Annotated in this window: 18 protein-coding genes and 1 pseudogene; 10 read left to right on the forward strand and 9 right to left on the reverse strand. The window is 73.5% G+C overall.

All coding sequences use genetic code 11. The features are described 5' to 3' along the window. Positions 1–17: 17 nt before the first annotated feature. The 3 genes from ACN28C_RS14700 to ACN28C_RS14710 all read left to right on the forward strand — a co-directional run bounded on the left by ACN28C_RS14700 (position 18) and on the right by ACN28C_RS14710 (position 3122). Positions 18–515 (forward strand): hypothetical protein, encoded by a 498-nt coding sequence (locus ACN28C_RS14700; protein WP_422774018.1) that lies wholly within the window; start codon positions 18–20, stop codon positions 513–515. Between the two features lie 107 nt (positions 516–622). Continuing rightward, positions 623–2029 (forward strand): class II 3-deoxy-7-phosphoheptulonate synthase, encoded by a 1407-nt coding sequence (locus ACN28C_RS14705; protein WP_422774019.1) that lies wholly within the window; start codon positions 623–625, stop codon positions 2027–2029. Further along, a complete protein-coding gene (locus ACN28C_RS14710) occupies positions 2022–3122 on the forward strand; it encodes a threonine aldolase family protein (protein ID WP_422774020.1) in 1101 nt (366 codons plus the stop codon). The genes ACN28C_RS14705 and ACN28C_RS14710 overlap by 8 nt, the downstream gene beginning before the upstream one ends. A gap of 97 nt (positions 3123–3219) precedes the next feature. Here the strand turns inward: ACN28C_RS14710 and ACN28C_RS14715 are convergent, their stop codons facing one another. From ACN28C_RS14715 to pknB, 3 genes are all read right to left on the reverse strand, one after another. Beyond that, entirely contained in the window at positions 3220–4017 is a 798-nt protein-coding gene (locus ACN28C_RS14715) for a M15 family metallopeptidase (protein WP_422774021.1), read from the reverse strand. 74 nt (positions 4018–4091) lie between these two features. After that, positions 4092–4961, reverse strand: a complete 870-nt coding sequence (locus ACN28C_RS14720) for a deoxyribonuclease IV (RefSeq protein ID WP_422774668.1) — start codon at positions 4959–4961, stop codon at positions 4092–4094. Positions 4962–5052: 91 nt separating this feature from the next. Next, a complete protein-coding gene (pknB, locus tag ACN28C_RS14725) occupies positions 5053–7077 on the reverse strand; it encodes a Stk1 family PASTA domain-containing Ser/Thr kinase (protein WP_422774022.1) in 2025 nt (674 codons plus the stop codon). Positions 7078–7265: 188 nt separating this feature from the next. Here pknB and ACN28C_RS14730 point away from each other — a divergent pair, with 188 nt between their 5' ends. From ACN28C_RS14730 to ACN28C_RS14740, 3 genes are read left to right on the forward strand one after another with little or no spacing between them, the layout of a single operon-like run. Then, complete coding sequence (locus tag ACN28C_RS14730; protein WP_422774023.1) at positions 7266–7667, forward strand: Rv2175c family DNA-binding protein; 402 nt, start codon at positions 7266–7268, stop codon at positions 7665–7667. Positions 7668–7681: 14 nt separating this feature from the next. Then, positions 7682–8026 carry a lycopene cyclase domain-containing protein gene (locus ACN28C_RS14735; RefSeq protein ID WP_422774024.1) on the forward strand — a complete coding sequence of 115 codons (345 nt, stop codon included), beginning with the start codon at positions 7682–7684 and terminating at the stop codon, positions 8024–8026. Positions 8027–8074: 48 nt separating this feature from the next. Beyond that, a complete protein-coding gene (locus tag ACN28C_RS14740; RefSeq protein WP_422774025.1) occupies positions 8075–8539 on the forward strand; it encodes a lycopene cyclase domain-containing protein in 465 nt (154 codons plus the stop codon). Here ACN28C_RS14740 and mptB read toward each other — a convergent pair. The 3 genes from mptB to ACN28C_RS14755 all read right to left on the reverse strand — a co-directional run bounded on the left by mptB (position 8515) and on the right by ACN28C_RS14755 (position 13220). Then, complete coding sequence (mptB, locus tag ACN28C_RS14745) at positions 8515–10260, reverse strand: polyprenol phosphomannose-dependent alpha 1,6 mannosyltransferase MptB (RefSeq protein WP_422774026.1); 1746 nt, start codon at positions 10258–10260, stop codon at positions 8515–8517. The two genes, ACN28C_RS14740 and mptB, sit on opposite strands and share 25 nt — an antisense overlap. A gap of 225 nt (positions 10261–10485) precedes the next feature. After that, entirely contained in the window at positions 10486–11568 is a 1083-nt protein-coding gene (locus tag ACN28C_RS14750; RefSeq protein WP_422774027.1) for a polyprenyl synthetase family protein, read from the reverse strand. 164 nt (positions 11569–11732) lie between these two features. Further along, complete coding sequence (locus tag ACN28C_RS14755) at positions 11733–13220, reverse strand: transcriptional regulator (RefSeq protein WP_422774028.1); 1488 nt, start codon at positions 13218–13220, stop codon at positions 11733–11735. Positions 13221–14097: 877 nt separating this feature from the next. Here ACN28C_RS14755 and ACN28C_RS14760 point away from each other — a divergent pair. The 4 genes and pseudogenes from ACN28C_RS14760 to ACN28C_RS14775 all read left to right on the forward strand — a co-directional run bounded on the left by ACN28C_RS14760 (position 14098) and on the right by ACN28C_RS14775 (position 17877). Next, on the forward strand, positions 14098–14457 hold the full coding sequence (locus ACN28C_RS14760; protein WP_422774029.1) for a hypothetical protein: 360 nt from the start codon (positions 14098–14100) through the stop codon (positions 14455–14457). 82 nt (positions 14458–14539) lie between these two features. After that, positions 14540–15457, forward strand: a complete 918-nt coding sequence (gene metF / locus ACN28C_RS14765; protein ID WP_422774030.1) for a methylenetetrahydrofolate reductase [NAD(P)H] — start codon at positions 14540–14542, stop codon at positions 15455–15457. A 94-nt stretch (positions 15458–15551) separates the two neighbouring features. After that, positions 15552–16232: pseudogene (locus tag ACN28C_RS14770) on the forward strand (CDP-alcohol phosphatidyltransferase family protein); the annotation flags it as partial. Between the two features lie 559 nt (positions 16233–16791). Continuing rightward, positions 16792–17877 (forward strand): DUF418 domain-containing protein, encoded by a 1086-nt coding sequence (locus ACN28C_RS14775; protein WP_422774031.1) that lies wholly within the window; start codon positions 16792–16794, stop codon positions 17875–17877. A gap of 20 nt (positions 17878–17897) precedes the next feature. Here ACN28C_RS14775 and ACN28C_RS14780 read toward each other — a convergent pair whose 3' ends face one another. Genes ACN28C_RS14780 through ACN28C_RS14790 form a run of 3 tightly spaced genes read right to left on the reverse strand, consistent with a single transcriptional unit; the run spans position 17898 to position 21605 of the window. Beyond that, a complete protein-coding gene (locus ACN28C_RS14780; RefSeq protein ID WP_422774032.1) occupies positions 17898–19628 on the reverse strand; it encodes an FAD-dependent oxidoreductase in 1731 nt (576 codons plus the stop codon). Between the two features lie 28 nt (positions 19629–19656). Then, positions 19657–20781 (reverse strand): glycosyltransferase family 2 protein, encoded by a 1125-nt coding sequence (locus ACN28C_RS14785; RefSeq protein ID WP_422774669.1) that lies wholly within the window; start codon positions 20779–20781, stop codon positions 19657–19659. Positions 20782–20792: 11 nt separating this feature from the next. After that, complete coding sequence (locus tag ACN28C_RS14790; protein ID WP_422774670.1) at positions 20793–21605, reverse strand: carotenoid biosynthesis protein; 813 nt, start codon at positions 21603–21605, stop codon at positions 20793–20795. Positions 21606–21621: the final 16 nt, after the last annotated feature.

A 21621-nucleotide genomic window follows, 5' to 3' on the forward strand; every position in this document is an offset into this window, starting at 1 on the left:
CCGGCGGAAGGAGCGGGATGGTCGGCGTACGGCGGCGGGTGGTCGGCGTGGTCGCGGTGCTGGCGATGGTGCCGCTGGGGCTGACCGGTTGCGGTCCGCTCGACGGGCTCGTCGGGCAGGGCGCCGAGCCCACCCCCACCCCGGACGAGGGGCCGGAGCGGGCCCGGGAGCGGGTGCAGGCGTACCTCGACGCGATGAGGGCGAAGAGCGTCGCCGACGGCCGCGAACAGCTCTGCGAGCCGCTGCGGGAGTCCTTCGACCAGGCCGCCACCGGCCCGACCGGCGACTTCGCGAAGCATTTCACGGTCTCTGCCGCCAAGATCGTCGACGTCCGGGCCAACGGCGCCGACCAGGACGTCAGCACGTCGATCACGGTGAAGGTCGGCGGCAAGGCCGCCTCGACCAGGATTCTCTTCACCGTCGCCAGGGCCGACGGACAGTGGTGCATCGCCAAGGAGGAGGTCGGCGGCCACACCCCGGCCCCGCCGTCCGGCACACCCACCCCGGAGGGCTGACCTGCCGGCGGCCGGTCACGAGGTGCGGGCCGGCGGAGGGCTCCCACGAAGCGGACCGGGACACCTCGCCCCCGTGCCGGTCCGACCGTCGCCGTACGCTTTCTGGCATGCGCCATGAGTGGCACCAGTTGAGCTACCCCGCCGTGAGCAACCCGACGTTGCAGACGAGCCGCCCCACGGAGGACTCCGCCGAGGACGAGGCGCTCGGCCTGGACCGCTGGCGGGAACTGCCCCGGGCCCAGACGCCGCCGTGGCCGGACCAGGCGGTGGTCGACGGGGTCTGCAAGATCCTCCAGAACGTGCCGTCGATCGTCGCGCCCTACGAGGTCGACCAGCTCCGGCAGCGGCTCGCGCAGGTCTGCGAGGGTCGGGCGTTCCTGCTCCAGGGCGGCGACTGCGCCGAGACCTTCACCGACAACACCGAGAGCCACCTGCTGGCCAACGCCCGGACCCTGCTCCAGATGGCGGTGGTGCTGACCTACGGGGCGTCGCTGCCGGTGGTGAAGGTGGCCCGGGTCGCCGGGCAGTACACCAAGCCGCGCTCCCTGCCGACCGACGCGCGAGGGCTGCCGGCATACCGGGGCGACATGATCAACTCGCTGGAGGCGGTGCCGGAGGCCCGGGTCGCCGACCCGCAGCGCATGATCCGGGCGTACGCGAACTCGGCCGCCGCGATGAACATGCTCCGGGCGTACCTCGCCGGTGGGTTGGCCGACCTGCACGCCGTGCACGACTGGAACAAGGGCTTCGTCAAGAACTCCCCGGCGGGCGAGCGCTACGAGGCCATCGCCCGGGAGATCGACCGGGCGCTCGCCTTCATCCGGGCCTGCGGGCTCACCGAGGACGAGGCGCTGCGCACCGTCACCCTCTACTGCTCGCACGAGGCGCTCGCTCTGGAGTACGACCGCGCCCTGACCCGGGTCTCCGACGGCCGGGCGTACGGGCTCTCCGGGCACTTCCTCTGGGTCGGCGAGCGGACCCGGCAGCTCGACGGCGCGCACCTCGACTTCATCTCCCGGATCGCCAACCCGATCGGCGTCAAGCTCGGCCCCACCACCACGCCGGACGAGGCGATCGAGCTCTGCGAGAAGCTGAACCCGGAGAACATCCCGGGCCGGCTCACCCTGATCAGCCGGATGGGCAACGGCCGGGTCCGGGAGGTGCTTCCGCCGATCGTGGCCAAGGTCACCGCCGCCGGCGCCAAGGTCGTCTGGCAGTGCGACCCGATGCACGGCAACACCCACGAGTCCTCCAACGGCTACAAGACCCGGCACTTCGACCGGATCGTCGACGAGGTGCTCGGCTACTTCGAGGTGCACCGGTCCCTGGAGACCCACCCGGGCGGCCTGCACGTCGAGCTGACCGGCGAGGACGTCACCGAGTGCCTCGGCGGCGCCCAGGCGATCGAGGACATCCACCTGCCGGACCGTTACGAGACCGCCTGCGATCCCCGGCTCAACACCCAGCAGTCGCTCGAACTCGCCTTCCTGGTGGCGGAGATGCTCCGTGGCTGAGGCTGACGGCGACCAGTTCTCCCCGGCTGCCCCCGGCCCGGCGGCGGCGGCTGCTGTTCCGGCTGCCCCGGCTCCCGTCGATCTTCGGTCGGACACGGTCACCCGGCCCACCCCGGGGATGCGCGCCGCGATGGCGGCGGCCGAGGTCGGCGACGACGTCTACGCCGAGGACCCGACCGTCAACGCCCTCGAAGCCGAGGTCGCCGCGCTCTTCGGGCACGAGGCGGCACTCTTCGCCCCGACCGGTTCGATGGCCAACCAGATCGCCATCCAGCTCCTGGTCCCGCCCGGCGAGGAACTGCTCTGCGACGCCGACGCGCACGTCGTGACGTACGAGATCGGCGCCGCCGCCGCGGTCGGCGGCGTCTCCACCCGGACCTGGTCGCCGGTCGGCGCCGACCTCGACCCGGAGGTGGTGGCCGCGATGGTCCGCCCGGACGGCTACCACGCGGTGCCGACCCGGGCGATCGCCGTCGAGCAGACCCACAACCGGGGCGGTGGCGGAGTCATCCCGCTGGCCACCCTCGGGCAGCTGCGCCGGATCGCCGACGAGGCCGGTGTCGGACTGCACTGCGACGGCGCCCGGATCTGGCACGCGCACGTCGCCGACGGGGTGCCGTTGGCGACCTACGGCGCGCTCTTCGACACCCTCTCCGTCTGCCTCTCCAAGGGGCTCGGCGCGCCGGTCGGCTCGCTGGTGGTCGGCAGCGCCGAGCGGATTGCCTGGGGCAGGACGATCCGTAAGCGGATGGGTGGCGGGATGCGCCAGGCCGGGGTGCTCGCCGCCGCCGGCCGGTACGCGTTGCGCCACCACGTCGAGCGGCTCGCCGATGACCACGCCCGGGCGGCCCGGCTCGCCGACGCGCTCGCCCCGTTCGGCGTACTGGCCGGTCCGGTGCGCACCAACATCGTCCCGCTGGACCTCACCAAGTGCGGGTTCGACGCTCCCGCGCTGGGTGCGGCGGCCCGGGAGCGGGGCGTCCTCGTCTCGGTGCTCGGCCCGCGCATCGCCCGGCTGGTGACCCACCACGACCTGGACGACACGGGCGTGGACCGGGCAATCGCGGTGCTCACCGAGCTCTTCCGGCGCTGACCCCGATCTCCCGGCGCTGACCCCGATCTCCCGGCGCTGACCCCGATCTCCCGGCGCCGACCCGGATCGTGTGGCGCCGACCCGGCGGGTGGCGGGCTCAGCCGCCGGTCCTGGTGAAGTGCTGGTAGTCGGGGGAGTCCCATCCGCCACCCCACTGCCAACCCGCTGCCGCGAACGCCTTGACCAGGGTGCCGCCCCGGACAGCCATCCCCGGGCGGTAACCGGAGCGGTCCCGGTACGCCGCCCCGGCCGGCGGCAGCACCCGCCCGTCGAGCAGGTACGGGTTCTCCACCGGGTTGACGTCGATCGCCTTCCCGTACGCGTGCGCGGACCACGTCGCCGGGCCGGTGGAGACCGCCTTCCGGCAGTTGAAGCCGGAGGTGTTGTCGTCGGCCATCGACCTGTCGTCGCTGCCGCCGTACGCGTCGACCGGCCGTAGCCGCCGGATCGGAAACCGTTCCCGGTAGAGCGTGGCGAAGACCTCGACCACCTCCGGGGTGACCGACCGGTGCACGATGATCGTGCCGACCTGGGGGCGGCCGTCGAAGTCCCAGTATCCGAGGCGGATCCGCCGGAGCTGGTCCGGGCCGACGGGACAGCCGGGGCGCCAGCTCGCGCCGAGGTCCTCGGCGGTGACCGTGGAGATTTCGATGACGAACCCGGGCACGGTCGAACTCCGGTCACCACCTCCACCGCTACCCGGGCCGGCGGGCGCGGTCGGCGTGCCCGATCCGTCGGTCGGTACGCCTGATTCGCCACCGGCCGACGCCGTCGGTGTCCCCGGGTCTCCGGCCGGGTCGGCCGATGGGGCGGCACAGCCGGCAGCGGCACCGCCGACCATGGCGAGGGCGGCCAGCAGCCCGATCAGCAGCGAATTGGGCGACCTGCGTTTCATCGCCGTCACGCTACGCCACCGGCCGCCACGCTACGCCACCCGGTGCTCCCATCAGGTGGCGGAGGGAGAGGTGGTCAGGTGGCGGAGGGAGAGGTGGCAGTGGGAGGGGTGGCCAGGTGGCGGAGGGTGGTGATGTCGTTGGCGTGGCCATGGTTCTCGCTGGGCGTCTCGACGACCACCGGGATGCCGGCGGTCGCCGGATGGGCCATCAGCTCGGCAAAGGCGGACTCGCCGATGCTGCCCTTGCCGATCGTCTCGTGCCGGTCCCGGGTCGAGCCGCAGAGGTCGCGCGAGTCGTTGGCGTGCACCAGCCAGAGCCGGTCCGACCCGATCGCACCGACCAGCGCGTCCAGCGTCTCGCGCATGCCGCCCTCGCGGGCCAGGTCGTGCCCGGCCGCCCAGGCGTGACAGGTGTCGAAGCACGCGCCGAGCCAGGGATGCCAGTCGACGGCGGCGAGGTACGGCTCCAGGTGCTCGACCCGGGAGGCCAGCGAGCGGCCACCACCCGCGCTCGGCTCCACCAGCAACTTCGGCCCACCAGTGGCGGCGGCCGAGTCGAGCAGTGGCCGCAGCGCCTCGCGTACCTGGCGCATCGCCGCCTCCGCATGCCCGGCGTCGACCGCGCTGCCGGCATGGAAGACCACCCCGGCCGCACCGATCGCGGCCCCCCGGTCCAGCGCGTGCGCCAGCGTCGCCACCGACCGTTCCACGGTTGCCGGGGTCGGCGAGCCGAGATTCACCAGCAGCGACGCGTGGATGTACGCCCGCAGCCCGCGCTCCTCGCAGCCGGCCCGGAACGCCGCGTCCTGCCCGGGATCGCCGGGCGGCAACGCCCAACCGCGCGAGTTGCCGACGTAGACCTGCACCACCTCCGAGCCGACCGCCTCGGCGTACGGCAGGGCCGCCCGGGCCAGCCCTCCCGAGGTCGGGGTGTGCGAGCCGATGGGCCGGTGCGGTGGCGCAGCGGCAGCCGCAGCGGCCGGCGGGCGGCGGCCCGGCCCCGAGACACCTCCCGAGGTGGGCGGAGCGGCGGGTTCAGAGGCAGGTGATGACAACCTGTGTCCCCGGGGGCACCGGCGTGTTCTCGTTCGGGTTCTGGAACCGGACCGTCCCGTTCGGGTTCAACTGCACGCCGACGGCGAGACCCTGGCCCTCCAGGAGCTGCTTCGCCTGCTGGCAGGGCAGGTCGATCACCCGGGGCATGGTCACGGCCGGCGGTCCCTCGCTGACCTCGACCTTGATCTCCGCACCCTTCTCCACCCCGGCGCCGTCCTGCGGGTTCTGCGCGATCACCTGGTCCTTGGGCTTGTCGGAGTCCTTGTATTCCAGGACGAGCTTGAGCTCTAGTTCCTCGACGATGCCGCGTACGTCGTTGATGTCCTTGCCGACCAGAAGGGGGACGGCGATCGGCGCCCTGCCCTTGCTCACGATGACGGTGATCTTGTCTCCGGGCTTGACCACGGTGCCGACCTTCGGGCTGGTGGCGATCACCACGCCCTCCGGCAGGTTGTCGTTGAACCGGTCGGTGCCACGCTCCACGACCAGATTCGCGTTCTCCAGGTCGAGCTGGGCGAGATCGAGCGTCTTGCCGACCACGTCCGGCACCGGGAAGCGCTCCGGACCGAGCGACAGGGTGAGGGTGAGGGTGCCGCCCCGCCGGATCCGGCTCGTCGGCTCGGGATCCTGCGCCAGCACCGCGTCCTTGGCCACCTCCTCGCTGTAGCGGGGATCGGCGAACTTCACCACGAAACCCGACCGCTCGGCCTGCGCCTGCGCATCCGTCCTGGCCAGGCCGGCCAGGCTCGGTGTCTCGGTGTAGCGGCCGAACGCGAACCACCAGCCGACCATCCCGACGACCAGGGCGAGCGCGACCGCGGTCACCACCACCGCGACCCGGCCGGCGAAGATCCGCTCGCCGGTCTCGCGTACCCGGTCGAGAAGGTCCGAACCCGGGCTCGCCGCACGACGGCGGTGCGGGGTGCCGCCGTCCCGGGCCTGTCGCTCCCGGGCCTGTCGCTCCCGCGGCTGGTCTGGCAGGCGGGCCCAGGACGGCCGCTCGCTGGGTTGTACGGGCGAGACCACCATGGTCGGCTGCTGCACCACCGTGGTCGGCTGGTCGACGGTGGATATCTGCCGCAGCACCGTGGTGTTGGCGTTGGCGACCGTGCCGAGGTCGTCCCGGACCACCTGGACCTCGCCCTGGAACGCACCCGCGTCCGTCGGCCGGGCTCCCGGATCGCGGCGGGTCGCCCGGCGGACCAGCTCGTCGAGGACGGGTGGCAGGCCGGGGACGAGCGTGGACGGCGGCGGCACGTCCCGGTCGACGTGCTGCCAGGCGACATCGACGGCCCGGTCGCCGTTGTACGGGACCCGGCCGGTGAGCATCTCGAAGAGCACGATGCCGGCGGCGTAGACGTCGGTACGGGGGTCGGCCCGGCCGTCGGTGACCAGCTCCGGCGCCACGTAGGCGACCGTCGCCATCAACTGGTTGCCGCCCTCGGTGTCGGAACTCGCCTCCACCGCCCGGGCCAGCCCGAAGTCGGCGACCTTCACCACGCTGTCGACCAGGTTGCCCGCGCCGCCGCTCGGCGCCTCGGCCACCAGGACGTTCTCCGGCTTGACGTCCCGGTGCACCATGCCGGCCCGGTGGGCGGCACCGATCGCGGCGAGCATCTGCTCCAGGATCGCGAGCGCCTCGCTCGGGTTGAGCCGCTTGCGCTCGGCCAGGATCTCCCGCAGGTTCCGGCCGCGGACGTACTCCATGACCAGGTAGGGCAGCCCGCCGTGGGTGCCCTGGTCGTAGACGGCGACCACGTTCGGGTGGGTCAGCCGGGCGATGGTCTTGGCCTCGTCGGTGAACCGCTCCAGGAAGTCGGTGAGTTGCACCTGCGCGGCGGGGGCCTGGTTAGGATGAATGATCTTAATTGCGACCGTACGGTCGAGTCGTTCGTCGATGGCGGTGTAAACGGTCGCCATCCCACCACGGGCCACGCGACCGCGGATGCGGTAGCGCCCGTCGATCAGCGAGTTCAGCAGCGTGTCGGCGACCTGTATGTCCATCGGCAGGCAGTCTATGTCTCCAGAGGGCGGCGGCAGAACAGGATGCCACAGCCGACGCCGAAGCGAAAAGTTTCGTGTCGCCCGGCTGTCCTCCGGCACGGCGGTCGCACCCGCTCAGGAAACCTTCCGGCCGGGCCGTCGCGGGGAGCCGCTCGTCGGTGCGGACGGCCGCGTGGCAAGGTGAGCGGGTGACCGAAACCTCACCCGCCGACCCGCAGCCGCAGCCCACCGAGCTGGAGCCCACCGAGCTGGAGCCCACCGAGCCGTCGGGGTGGCTGAGCCTGCCGGAGGTCGCCGAACGTCTCGAGGTGTCGATCAGCAAGGTGCACCAGATGATCAGGGACCGGGAACTGCTGGCGGTCCGCCGGGACGGCACCCGGGTGGTTCCGGCCGAGCTGGTCGCGAACCGGACCGTACGCAAGCACCTGCCGGGCATCCTCACCCTGCTGCACGACGCCGGATACGACGACGAGGCGACACTGCGCTGGCTCTATCTGCCCGACGACACCCTGCCGGGTACCCCGGCGGCGGCGCTCGGCGACGACCGGGCCCGGGAGGTCAAGCGCCGGGCCCAGGCCACCGGGTTCTGACCGGGTTTCGCGTCGTGCAGAGGTTCGCCTACCTGGCGGTGCTCGCCGGATGTCTCGGTGCCGCGCTGTGGCTGGAACCGGTCCTGCGGGTCAACGTGCTGCGGCGGTGGCGTCGACTTCTGCTCACCCTACTGCCGGTAGTCGTGGTCTTCGCGCTCTGGGACCTGGCCGCGATAGCCGCCGGACACTGGACCTTCGATCCGGAGCAGACCACCGGTGTACTGCTCCCCGGAGGGCTGCCCCTGGACGAGTTGCTCTTCTTCCTCGTCGTACCCTGCTGCGCCATCCTCGGCTTCGAGGCGGTCCGGGCGGTACGGCGCTGGCCGGCCGGTGACGAGTCGCCGCGAGACGGCGGCTAGCCCGAACGGGATGCGGGACGGAGTGGACGAGACGGGCGGAGAGGTGCGATGACCTACACGGTGGCGGCCCTGCTGGGGGTGGCCGGCGTCGCCCTGGTCGACCTCTTCGTGCTGCGTACCCGGCTGCTCCTCCGGTCGGTCTTCTGGGCCACCTATCCGATCATCGTCTTCTTCCAGTTGATCTCCAACGGGATCCTGACCGGCCGGAACATCGTCCGGTACGCCCCGGACGCGATCATCGGCTGGCGACTCGCGTACGCGCCGGTGGAGGATCTGCTCTTCGGCTTCGCCCTGGTGCTGCTGACCCTGGCCATCTGGGTCCGGCTCGGCAGGGCCGGCGTGCAGCGCACCCCGGCCGCGGGTGACGGAGCCCGGCTGCTGCGGCTGTTCCGGCCCCTGGATCGGCAGCATCCCGGCACCGCGCCGGTGGCACCCGACCCCGGCCAGTTCCCTGACGGCGCCGGCGCCGGCGCACGCCGGTGGTCCGGTCAGCGCCGTCGGGCGCGGCGCTGATTCGGACGGCCTGCCTGCGACAGGCGTCGCCATCTCCGGTACGCCACGACGGTCAGCACCGCCACCAGGGCCACGTCGAGGAGCGCACCGGGCAGCTTGGTGAGCACCGCCAGGCCGAGCCCACCGGGCAGGACCAGGAAACTGAGGACGATCACCGCTACGGCGACCCGTCGGACCCACCGGTCGGTGGAGAGGCCGACCGCGAGCACGGCCACGGCGGTCAGCCCGTACCACGGGTAGAAGACCGGGGAGAGCAGGGCGAGGGCGGTGAAGGCCACCCCGGTCGTGCCGACCAGGTGGCGCCGTGTGCGGGTCCGGTCGGCTGCCGAAGCGTCCCGCGAGCCGTGCGCCCGCGAGCCGTGCACCCGCGAGCCGTGCGCCCGCGAGCCGTGCACCCGCGAGCCGTGGACCAGTACGCGACAGCCGTGGACCAGTAGTAGTCCCCAGGTGCCGGCCAGGGCGAGCAGGCCGGCGAGCCGGGCCGCCGCCACCGCGCCGTCGACCGCCTCCGGGTGACCGAGGATGCGCAGCAGGTAGCCGGCCGCCATGCCCAGCCCGGTGGGTATCGACGTCCACTGCACCAGTCGGCCCGTGTCGGAGAGGGCGCCGAGCCAGCCCAGGTCAAGCCGGGTGGCCAGGGACACTCCGGCGAAGGCCAGCCCCGCACCGGCCAGCCCGGCGACGGCGGACACCACGACGGTCGGCAGGAGGGTCGGGAGGGGCTGACCGCCCTCGGCCTGGCCGCTGCGAGGCTGGGCGGCGTCGGGCCGGGCGGCGGCGAGTAGGAGGGCGAAGGGTAGTGCCACGATCGCGGTGACCTTGATCGCGACTGCCAGACCGAGCAGCCCTCCGGCGATTACCGCGACCGCGACCACCACGCCGACCGGGACACGGGCCCGGCCGGTGCCCGACCCCGGGCCGGCACCGACGGTCCGGTCGCTGGCCGCCAGCGCCAGGGCGGCCACGACCAGCCCCAGCACCAGCGCGTCGTTGTGCGCGCCGCCGATCGCGTGGACCAGGACGAGCGGTGAGACCAGCCCGAGCCAGGCGGCCCGGACCGGCTCGACGCCACCGGCGCGGACCAGCCGGGGCAGGCAACCCGCGACCAGCAGGACGCCCGCCACCGCCTCGGCCCGGAGCAGCGCGACCGCCACCAGCAGTTGGCCGTCGGTCGACGCCGTGACCAGCCGGGCCACGGCGACGGCCCCGCCGGCCAGCGCCACCGCCAGCGGCCCGTACGGGGTCGTGGTGTCCCGCCACAGCGCGGGCACCGCGTCCGCCCACACGCATCCGCCGGGCAGCACACCCACGGTGTACGGATCGACGCCGTCGAGCCAGAGCGCGCCCTGACAGGCGTAGGCGTACGCGTCCCGGCTGCCGACCGGGGGCGCGACCAGCAGTGGAGCCGCCCAGAGCAGCCCGGTGCGCAGCAGCCACCCCAGCGGCACGCTCCCGGGCCGGCGCCGGATCCGCAGGCCGAGCCGCCACCAGACGCCCGTCAGGATCACCAGTCCGGCGAACCAACCGGCCAGGCCGAGCCAGGAGATCCAGTCGTCCGGCACCTGCGGCGCTCCGGCACCGTCGGTCGGCAGCGCCCCTGCCCCGTACGCACCGGCGGCCAGCACCGCACCGGCGCCGAAGCCGGCCAGCCGGAGTGTGCGGAGCCCGCCGGGTCGGACGGCCCGAACCCGGGCGGTCCGACCCGCAGTCACGTCAGGCATGTCGGGCATGTCGAGCAGCTCAGAACGTCAGGCACGTCAGCATGTCGGGGTGTCAGGGGTGTCAGCACGTCAGGCACCGGGCACAAGGTTGCATCAGTCACATCGATCACATCGGGCAGGTCTTCGCCGGATCGCACCAGACCAGCATCCGGGCCGGCGGCTCGGCGGGCGGGTCCTTCTGCCCGGGGCGAGCGAAAAGGGGGAGGGGTTCCGTACCCCGGTCGTTCAGTCTTTGCGCCGGGTGGCCACGACGGCGAGGTCCACGAGCACCTCGCGGGCCTCGGCCTCCAGGTCGGCGTCGGCCAGCGCGGTCAGCGCCGCGTCGGTGAGGGCGGCGATCCGTCGCTCGGTGCGGTCCAGTGCCCCGCTGTCAGTGATGATCTCGCGTAGCTCGTCGACTCCGGCGGGGTCGAGTCCCGGGTCGCCGAGTCGCCGGGAGAGCACCTCCCGGCCGGCCGGCTCGGTCGTCTCGAAGGCCGCCGCCACCAGATAGGTACGTTTGCCCTCCCGCAGGTCGTCCCCGGCCGGTTTACCGGTCTGGCCCGGATCGCCGAAGACGCCGAGTACGTCGTCCCGCAGTTGGAACGCCTCGCCCAGCGGCAACCCGTACCCGGAATAGGCCGTCCGCAGCCCGGCGGGCGCGCCCGCGAGCGCGGCGCCGAACAGCAGCGGTCGCTCGACGGTGTATTTGGCGGACTTGTACCTGGCCACCTTGCTCGCACGGTCGACCGAGGTGTCCCCGGTGACCTGGGCGAGCACGTCCAGGTACTGCCCGATGGTGACCTCGGCACGCATCTCGTCGAAGATCGGCCGGGCCCGGCTCACCACGACCGGATCGATGCCGCTGCCGTGCAGCATCTCGTCGGACCAGACCAGGCAGAGGTCGCCGAGCAGGATGGCGCTCGACTCGCCGAACCCGTCCGGCTCGCCGGCCCAGCCGGCCGCCCGGTGCCGGGCGGCGAACCGCCGGTGGATCGAAGGCTCGCCGCGCCGGGTGTCGGAGCGGTCCATCAGGTCGTCGTGGATCAGGGCGCTCGCCTGCACGAACTCCAGCGCGGCCAACCCGCTGACGATGTCGTCGCCGTCCCGCCCGCCCGCACCCCGGTAGCCCCAGTAGGCGAAGGCCGGACGCAGCCGCTTGCCACCGCCGAGCACGAACCCCTCCAGGGTCTCCGCGACCGGGCCGAGAGCGTCGTCGACACCGGTCATCCAGGCGCGCTGTCTGGCGAGGAACCGGGTCAGCGACCCGTCGACCCGCCGGCGAAGGTCAGCGCGGTCGACGGGCGACGCGGGGGCGGAATCGGTCACGCCATGACGCTAGTGGATCGACCAACCTGTTGCTCGACGCGGCCACGCCGTTCCGTCCCGCGACCGGCGGCACAGGTCAGCGCCGCCGAACCGGCACCTCCGGCAGGATCAGTGCGGCGCGCCGGGTTCGGAGGGCGTGGCTTGGCCGGCCGGCAGGTCGGAGGTTATCCGGCAGGGCCGATCGAGGGCGCCGGTGGCAGATAGTGGCGCGCGGCGGCGGCCAGCGTCGCGTACCGCCGGCCCGCCGGCTCGGTCCGGTACGCCGCGAGCCGCCGCCCGGTGCCGGCAAGTTCCGCCGCCGCCCGGGCCGATCCGGACCGTACGGCGTCGAGCAGCGCGGCGTCCGCCACCTCGGCGGCCCGCTCCAACTCGCCGAGTTCGAGGTAGGTGCGGGCCAGCCAGGCGCCGTAGATTGCCGACGTCCTGGGCTGGCCCGACCGGGTCAGGGCGGCGCGGAGCAGCGCTTCGGCGCGCAGCGGGCGGCGCAGGGCAGCGAGGCAGCGACCGGTCATCGCGGCAAACTCGCGTCCGTCGAGCCAGTAGAGCCAGCCTGGCCCCCGGTCCGGCTCGTGCCGCCCGGCCGCCCGATCGGCGGCGTCCAGCGCCGCCTGCCCGGTCCGGCGCCGACCGCAGAGCGCCGCGGCGAGCGCGATCCGGTGCAGCAGCACCGCCCGTACCCCGGCCGGGGCGGTGCGCCGGGCACCGAGATATCCGGTACGGGCGAGCAACAGCCCGCCCCGAGGGTCGCCGAAGGTGTTGAGCAGGTGACTCGCCGAGCCGAGAAGGTATCCGCCGAGGCTCCGGTCGCCGGCACCGGCGGCGGCGGTCAACGCCAGCCGGTAGGCGCGGAGCGCGGCGCCGAGTTCGCCCGCGTCGGCGTGCAGCCAACCGGTGAGCTGCGCCGCCTCGGCCAGCAGCGCCAGCCCACGCCGGTCCCGGATGGCTGCCCGGTCGAGCCGATCGACTCTGGTCAGGGCGAGTCTGTCGACTGTGGCCGGGGCGAGCCGATCGACTCTGGTCAGGGCGAGCCGGTCGACTGTGGCCAGGGCGAGCCGGTCGAGTGTGGCCAGGGCGAGCCGGCCGGCCGGGGAGGACAGCAGGTCGCGCCCGGCGACCACGTCGTCGAGCCGACGCAGTCGGGCGACACCGGTCGCGTCGAGCGGCACCTCGGGCACGGGTGCGCCGCCCGTCTCCGGCCCGGGGTGGACCGTCCACCCCGGGCCGACCGGTCCGCCGGGGTCGACGAGCCAGGCGTGTGCCGAGGTCAACAACTCCTGCCGGGCCCGCGCCGTCCCGCCATCTCCCTCCTCCGCCCCTCCTTCGTCGCCGGCAGTCGCGGGCCGGCTCGCGGCGGCGGCAGTCGCGGGCCGGCTCGCGGCGGCGGCGACGTGCAGATCGGCTGCCGGCACATCGAGTATGGTCGCCAGCCAGCCGAGCCAGAACTCGCCGGGTATCCGCTGCTGGCGTTCCCAGCGGGACACCTCGTGCCGGCTGACCGTCGGCACGCCGGAGGCGGCGCAGAGCTGTTCGGCGACCCGGAGTTGGCTCCAGCCCCGAGCCAGCCGCAGCTCGGTCAGGAGCGCGCCGAGTGCGCCCGGTGCGGTGCACCGGCCGGGGACGACCTCGTACGGTCCGTGCTCGACTCGGGGCATGGCAGTCCTTCGGCGCGTGGTGATGACGAACCTGCTGCTGACCCCCGCGCACGACCCCCCGGGAACCGGCGAACCGCCCCCGCTGCGCAGGTCAATTCCTACCGTCCGGGTACGACGTTCTGCTTCCGTCGCCGTGCCTCCGGTGCGCTTCGGCTTTCAGCAGCAGCCGTGCCACCCGCACGGCCACGGCTGTCCGGGGCAGCCCGAGCAGTGCCAGAAGGGTTGCCGGGGCATGTGTGGCCGGAGCCGGAACGGAGCCGGGCGGTTGTAGATCGATGACTGCGGGTGTTTGCGCGATAACTGTCGGGCCTGGCGGACCGGGAGGACTTCCCGGCGCCGATCGCACACCTCACGGTCGGCCGCGCCTGGGCGACGAAAGACGTTCGGGCACGGGCCGAGAAGCGCCGTAAGGATCTTGAAGACGAACACGGGTAACGGCAGAGCACGCCAAGCAGGACGACGTACCCGAGTAGATCTTGACGACCTCTTGTCGTTCCAGGTGCAACAAATCGTCAAGGTCTAAGAGCGGCACCGGTCTGGCGGGGGCCCAGCGTCGCGGGGCATGTCCGGTTCGTACCGTTCAAACCCCTGCCGTAGCCCGGGCATCACCTGAGTCTTCTGGGCGGTACTGGCGGTGAATGCGACGCAGGCGGCCGGGCTGGTGACGATCGACGCCGGCACCATGGCCCGACCCGACCGCCCCGGGCCCCGGGGCCAGACGGCTGGCCCTCCCCGCTGGCCCCTCCTCGCTGGCTCCTCCCCGCCGGCCCGATCCGACGTTCGATCGACGGCAACGGCCAGGACCGACCGGTACGCCTGCCAGGCGCCGGCCGGCACCGGGCCGGTTCGATTCGATCGACGCGTCGAGGAGAGCGCCGTGCCCAGCGAGTTGCCGTTCGACCCGGAGAACCCACCCGACGAGCCGCCGCCGGAGGTGGTGTATCCGATGGCCTGGCGGCTGGCGCTACGCCTCCACCGCGACCACAGTCCACTGCCCGCTGACCCCGCTGACCCCGCTGACCCCGCTGACCCCGCCGACCCCGCCGACCTTCGCGCCAGCCCATCGGCCGGACACGACGCCAACCCACCCACCGGACCGGTCGCCTCCACAGGGCCCTTCGGGCCGTACGTCTGCCGCGCCTGCGCCGATCCGTGGCCCTGCTCCGGACGGCAGATCGCCGTGCGCGGCCTGCTCGCCGCCTGCCGGGAACCCGGCGGTCCTGACGGTGACCGGTAAATGGGACGGAAGAGCGGACTACCCGCCCCGAACGGGACGGAATGGTCTCAAACCCAGCCGGCTCGACCGGTAGAGTCGCCATGTGGCGCTCGGTCTTCCCTCCGTCCTTCCCGGCTCGCAACCGTCGATCGGGGACCTCGTCCGTGGTCCCGAGCCGACCTTCTCGTTCGAGTTCTTCCCGCCCAAGACCGAGAAGGGCGAGGTGCTGCTCTGGCAGGCCATCCGGGAGCTGGAGTCGCTACGCCCCTCGTTCGTCTCGATCACCTACGGGGCTGGCGGCACGACCCGGGACACCACAGTCGCGGTGACCGAGCGGGTCGCGACCGAGACGACCCTGCTGCCGATGGCACACCTGACGGCGGTAAACCACTCGGTCGCCGAGCTGCGCAACGTGATCGGTCGGCTGGCCAGTGCCGGGGTGCGCAACGTTCTCGCGGTGCGCGGCGACCCGCCGGGCGATCCTATGGGCGAGTGGGTGCGGCATCCGGCAGGGGTGCTCTACGCGGAGGAACTGGTCCGGCTGGTCCGCGAGGCGGGCGATTTCAGTGTCGGGGTGGCGGCGTTCCCCTACAAGCATCCCCGTTCGCCGGACATCACCACCGACACGACGTATTTCATCCAGAAGTGCCGGGCCGGTGCGGATTTCGCGATTACCCAGATGTTCTTCGATGCGGACGACTATCTCCGGCTGCGCGACCGGGTCGCGGCGGCCGGCTGCGACACTCCGATCCTGCCCGGCGTCATGCCGGTCACCCAGCTCAGCACGATCGAGCGTTCCCAGCAGCTCTCCGGGGCGCCGTTCCCGCCCGCGCTGGCCGCACAGTTCGACCGGATCGCCGACGATCCGGAGGCGGTCCGGCGGCTCGGCGTCCAGCAGGCGAGCGACATGTGTCGCCGACTGCTCGACGAGGGTGTGCCGGGAATCCACTTCATCACGCTCAACCGGTCGACGGCGACCCGCGAGGTCTGGCAGAGCCTCCAGGCCGGCGTCGGGGTCTGAGCCGGTGCGCCCCGAGCGGGCCCAGGGCCCGTGCGGCGGCGTCCGGCACTGCGTCCGGGCGCGACCTGGATCGCCGTACGGCGGTTGAGCCAGCGTGGGCAACCGGTTGACATGGGACGAGTACGCCAACAAGTGGGCGCGGCTGCACGGCGGCTTCGACCCCCGGATGGCGACCACCTCGGTGCGCCGATGGCTGCGGATGTCGTACCTGCTGGGATATTTTCTCGCCCGGCTGCACGTATCGCCGACCGCGGTGACGATGCTGGGGGTGCTGTTCTGCGTCGGCGTGCCGGTCGCGGTCGCCTGGGCGCCGCCCGGACCGGTCGGGCCGCTGCTGGCGGCGGGGCTCGTGCTGCTCGCCGCCGTGGCGGACAGCATCGACGGCGCTGTCGCCGTGGTCACCGGTCGGACCACCCGGCTCGGCTACGTCTACGATTCGCTGGCCGACCGGATCGGCGAGGTCACCTGGCTGGTCGCCTTCTGGCTGCTGGGCGCGCCGGGCGAGCTGGTGGTGGCGGCCGGGGCGCTCTCCTGGCTACACGAATACACCCGGGCCCGCTCCGTGTCGGCGGGGATGAAGGAGATCGGCACCGTCACCGTGGGGGAGCGGCCGAGCCGGGTCAGTGTCGCCGTGGTCGGGCTGCTTGTGGCCGCGCTGGCGCACCTGGTCATGCCGGAGCTGGCGGCCGGCACGATCACGCTGGCCACCGCGATCTGGGTACTGCTCGGCTTCTTCGGCATGGTCCAGTTGCTCTCGGCGGTGCGCCGGTCCCTGGACACCGGCAGGGAGATGGCCGGCAGGGAAGCGACCGGCCGGGGGACGAGTGGCAGTGCCCCGGCCGGCAGGCCGTCCGCCGCGGATCGACCGGTCGGCGCGGAGTCCTCCGGCCGGCAGCCGATCGGGGAGGAGCCGGCGGCGGAGGGGCCGACCGGCGACGATCTTCCCGGTAAGGAATTGGCCCGCCGCGAGCCGACCGGAGTGGAACTGAGCCGCCGCGAACCGCCCGAGTGACAGGGTGAGGCCCGAGTGGCGGAGCGGGTCGGGCGAGCGGCGGAGCGGGTCAGGCGAGAGCAGTTCGGGCGCGAGCAACCGGAAGCGACCGAGCGATCGGAAGCGACCGACTTTGGTCGATCCGATACCGACCGAAGCACGATGAGACCCGGCACCGGCGCCTGGTGTGCTGGCGGGCATGACAGCACCGCGCCAGCCAGGTGCCACGGGGCAGCCAGCGACCGGCCCGACGGCGAGTCCGGGCCAACCACCTCAGCCAGGTCCGCACCGACCGGGCCCCGTGTCGACCCGCGCCCTGGGGCCCGATCTGGCCCGTGGGTTCATGCTGTTGTTCATCGCCCTGGCCAACTCCCACTACTTCCTGCGTGGCACGTCGGTGCTCGGCGGCTATCCGCAGGACGGTTCTGCCGTCGACCAGGTCGTGACCTGGCTGATCGCGACCGTCGTCGACGGCCGGGCGTTCCCGATGTTCGGTCTCCTCTTCGGGTACGGGGTCGCCCGGATCGCCCACCGGCAGGAGACACTCGGGCCCCGGGCCGTACGCCGGCTGCTGTGGCGACGCAGCCTGGTGCTGGTGGTCGTGGGTTTCCTACACGCGGTGCTGCTCTACGCCGGTGACATCCTGGCGGCGTACGGCGTACTGCTCTTCGCCGGCGCCTGGGCGGTGCGCTGGAAGGACCGCTGGCTGCTGCTGACGGCCCTCGTCTTCTTCCTGCTCCACGCTCTGCCGGGCGGCGGTTCCCTGACGATCAGCAGCGAACCGCCGCACATCTCGATGCTTCCGCCGGATCCGCTTTCCGCCGTCGTCCACCGCGCTCCCGTGTCCCTCTACGTCGCGCTGCTCGGACCGCTCGGCTTCGTCTGTCCGTTCGTGCTCGGCCTCTGGGCGGGGCGTCGGCGCATCCTGGAGCAGCCGCAACCACACCGTGGACTGCTACGCGGGACGGCGGCGGTCGGAATCGGCGCCGCGCTGCTCGGCGCCCAGCCGATCTCGCTGGTACTGGCCGGTGCGTTGCCCGTACCGGACCGGGCGGTGCTCGAACTGCTCGGTCCGCTGCACGACGCGACGGGGATCCTCGGCGGCCTCGGGTACGCCGCCCTGCTCTCGCTGCTCGCCGCCCGGCTAGGGGCGCGGCATCCCCGGCCGGTGGTCGACGCGATCGCCGCCGCCGGTGAGCGGTCGATGACCTGCTATCTGGCCCAGTCCGTCGTCTGGGCCGTCACCTTCACCCCGTTCCTGCTCGACCTCTCCGGCACCCTCACCGTCGCCGGTACGGCGTTGCTGGCCGCCACGACCTGGCTCGGCACCGTGGCGCTGGCCGACCGGATGCGCCGGACCGGGCATCGCGGGCCGTTCGAGGTGCTGATCCGCCGGATCACCTACCGGCAGCCGCCGCGCCCCGGCTAGCCAGGGGCGGCCGGCCGGGGTCAGGCCGGGCCGATCTCGTCCGCGACGATCTGCGCGGAGAGCGTCACCATCGGCAGGCCACCGCCGGGATGGGTGGAGCCACCGACCAGGAACAGGCCACGGACCGGACCCCGGTTCGCCGGTCGCAGCAGCCCACCGACACTGCCGTGGATCGCCCCGCCCGGCGCGCCCGCCGTCCCGGCCAGGTCGGCCGGGGTACGCAGCTCGCGAAAGACCAGCCGGTCCCGCACGTCGACGCCGCGTTCGGCCAGTACCGCCAGCACCCGGTCGGCATAGGCGTCTGCCAGGCCCGGCCGGCGCCAGTCGATCCCACCCAGCGACCGTGCCTGCCGGGGCGCGTTGACCAGCACGAACCACGCCTCGTGCCCGGCCGGCCGCACCAGGGGATCGTCGGGCACGCTGACGAAGACCGTCGGGTCGGCCACCGGTCGGGCCGGTACGCCCCGACCCGGGTCGCCGAAGACCGCGTCGAACTCGGCGTCGTAGTCGGCGGGAAAGAAGACGTTGTGATGCGCCAGGCCGGTCTCACCGCGTACCCCGAGCAGCAGTACGAAGCCGGCCAGGCTGCGCTCGGTCAGCCCGGCGAGCCGGTCGGGGGCCGGCAGCAGTTCCCGGTAGAGGGTGAGCGCGTCGGTGTTCGCCACCACGATCTCCGCCGGGACCGGGGCGACAGCGCCGGCCAGGCGTACCCCGTGGACCCGGCCGCCGGCCGCCTCGATGCCGGTGACAGTGCTACCGGTCGCCACCACCACACCCAGGTCGAGACAGCGGGAGAGCAGCGCGTCGGCGAGGGTGCCGAGCCCGCCGCGCGGATACCACCCGCCGAAGGTCAGCTCGGCGTACGGGATCGCGGCGAGCGCGGCCGGTGCCCGGCGCGGATCGGTGCCGGTGTAGGTCGCGTACCGGTCCAGCATCATCCGGAGCCGGGGGTCGCGCAGGTAGCGCCGGCCGAGACCGCGCAGCGTACCGCCGGGGGCGATCGCGGCCAGGTCGCCGAGTCGCCAGGAGAGTCCCGCCAGGTCCCGGGCCGAGTCGACGGGCCGGCGCAGCACGTCCCGCCAGGAGGCCGTCCAGATCCGCTCGGCGCGGCGCCAGAGCCGGCGCCAGTCCTCGGCGGCCTCGGCGCCGAACCCCTCGGCGATCCGCTCGGCGAAGACCGCCGGATCGGCACAGGAGTCGAGCACCGCCGCCGCGCCCACGGCGGGCCCCGGCTCGGCAGCGGCTCCCGGCTCGGTGACGGCTCCCGGCCCGGCGACGGGGCCCGGCTCGGCAGCGGCTCCCGGCTCGGCTACGGGGCCCGGCTCGGTGACGGCTCCCGGCCCGGCGGCGACCCACCGCGCCGTCGACCCGGCGGTGGGCGGGAAGACGTGCCGGACGATCGGGTCGAGCGGCACCAGGTCGAGATACTCGTCCAGCTTGGCGCCGGTCGCCTCGAAAAGGTCGGCGAAGACCTGCGGCAGGGTGAAGAGGCTCGGGCCGGTGTCGAAGCGGAACGTCCCGACCGGAGTCTCCCGGGTGCGCCGGCCGAGCTTGCCACCGACCACATCGGACCGCTCGTAGACGGTGACCTCGTGGCCGAGTGCCGCTAATCGGGCCGCGGCGGCCAAACCGCCCACACCCGCGCCGATGACGACCACCCGACTCACGTCCGTCCGCCCCCTCGTTCCGGTCAACCGTCGTCGCCGTACCGGTGGCCGGAGCGGCGCGGGTGCGCACCCGCCGCCGGCCACGTGCGCGCCGTCGCGGCCCCCACCGCGCTCAGCGCACCGGTCGGCCCCGCCAACGCAGCCGCCCCCGCCTTCGCAGATGGTACGACCGGAACGTGAGCCAACCGAGGACCACGACCGACAACGGATGTGCCAAAGCGTCGGGCCAGCCGCGGCCGCCGGTCGACGCGGCGCTGACCAGGCGACCGGCCACCCCGAGCAGATAACCGAGCAGGCCGGCCATGGCCACCGTCGGCGCGCCGGTCAGCACCCCGGCGACGGCGAGCAGCGGCGGTAGGACATAGAGCAGGAGCAGCAGGGACAGCACGGCGGCGGCCCCGGCCGGCGGGCCGAACGCCGCCCAGAGCGACTTCGCGTAGCCGTCCCGCAGCTCGGCCCAGGATCCGTACATCCGGCAGTCGGCCAGCCCGGAGCCGTCGGCGAGCGCGATCCGGCCGCCGGAACGCTTCACCGCCCGGGCCAGCTCGATGTCCTCGAGGATCCGGTTCCGGACCGCCGCGTGCCCGCCGGCCCGTCGGTAACCGGCCCGATCCAGCACCAGGAACTGGCCGCCGGCCGCGGCCAGGCTCGGCCGGCGCGAACGCTCCATCGCCGGCAGCGGCAGGAAGGTCAGCCAGAGCCACTGCAACAGCGGCTGGACCAGCCGCTGCGCCGGCGAGCCGGCGACGATCCGGGGGTACGGCGAGAGCAGCACCGCCGAGGCCGACCGGAGCGTGTGCACGGCGGCGGCGACGGCGTACGGGGCGAGCGTGACGTCGGCGTCCACGAAGACCAGTACGGTCGCGTCCGGCCCGGCCCGGTCGGCGAGCTGCTGGCAGGCGTGCGGCTTGCCGAGCCAGCCCGGTGGCAGCGGCGCGCCGCCGAGCAGGCGTACCCGGGGGTTCCCGGCCGCGACCGCCCGGACCACCTCGGTGGTGCCGTCGGTCGAGCCGTCGTCGAGCACCACGATCTCCAGCTCGGGTACGCCCCGCTGGGCGAGCAGCGCCCGCAGGCACGGCGCGACCCGGGTCGCCTCGTCGCGTACCGGCAGCAGCACCGCGACCGGCTCGCCGGCGCGGACGGGCCCGGACGGCGGGCGGCGCAGCCAGCGGCCGGCGTTGCACCAGGTGTGCCCGGTGAGCAGGCCGACGGCCACCACCACCGCCCAGGCGACCATGGGGCCGCCGCTCATCCCGCCGGCCGGTCGGGGTGTAAGGAAGGGCCCCTTCTTATCGTTTTCTGTTGTAGAAGGGCCCCCTCCTTGCAGGCGAGGGGGAGGGCGACGGCGGCCATGGCCAGCGCCCCCCAGCCGGCCGAGGCGGGCAGGCCGAGGAAGACCGCGTGCGCGACGATGCTGCCGAGGTAGGTCCAGAGGTAGAGGGCGTACATGGGTGCGTCGTCCCGGGGACCGGCCGGTGCGGCGGCGGCCCGGCCGGCGACCGGCCCGAGCAGCGCCATCAGCAGTACGGCGAAGAGCAGCCAGCCGAGGTAGTTGCCGACCGGTACGCCCGGTACCCCGGGCAGTGCCGGGTGCGGGTCCTGCCAGCTCCAGTAGCCCTCGGCGACCATCTGCGGGTCGAGGAAGAGGTCCCAGCCGGCCAGCCCCACCGCGGCCAGGGCGACCCGACCCGTCCCCGACCGGGTCAGCCGGACCGCCGCCAGCCAGGCAGGCCAGGCCATCCATGTCCAGGCCAGTGGGATCACCAGCGGCACCCCGGCAAGCTTCGGGCCCAGCTGGCCGGAGTAGGCGTACCCGCCGAACGGCACGCCGGTGGCCACCCCGAGCACCTCGACCGCCAGTCCACCACCGGTGGTGACCAGCACCAGCCCGGTGGCGACCCGGAGGCCCCGGCTGAGCAGGGCGTGACCCACCGACAGCAGATAGCCGAGGCAGACCGTGGCGACGGTCAGCCGGGCCCGATCGGCACCGCCGGTGAGTGGGTAGCCGATCTGGGCCAGCACCAGTACGCCGAGCAGCAGCCAGCTCAACCGGCCGGCGATCCTGCCTCCGGCGGGA

Origin of the sequence: Plantactinospora sp. WMMC1484 (assembly GCF_049315195.1) — a bacterium.
Taxonomy (GTDB): Bacteria; Actinomycetota; Actinomycetes; order Mycobacteriales; family Micromonosporaceae; genus Plantactinospora.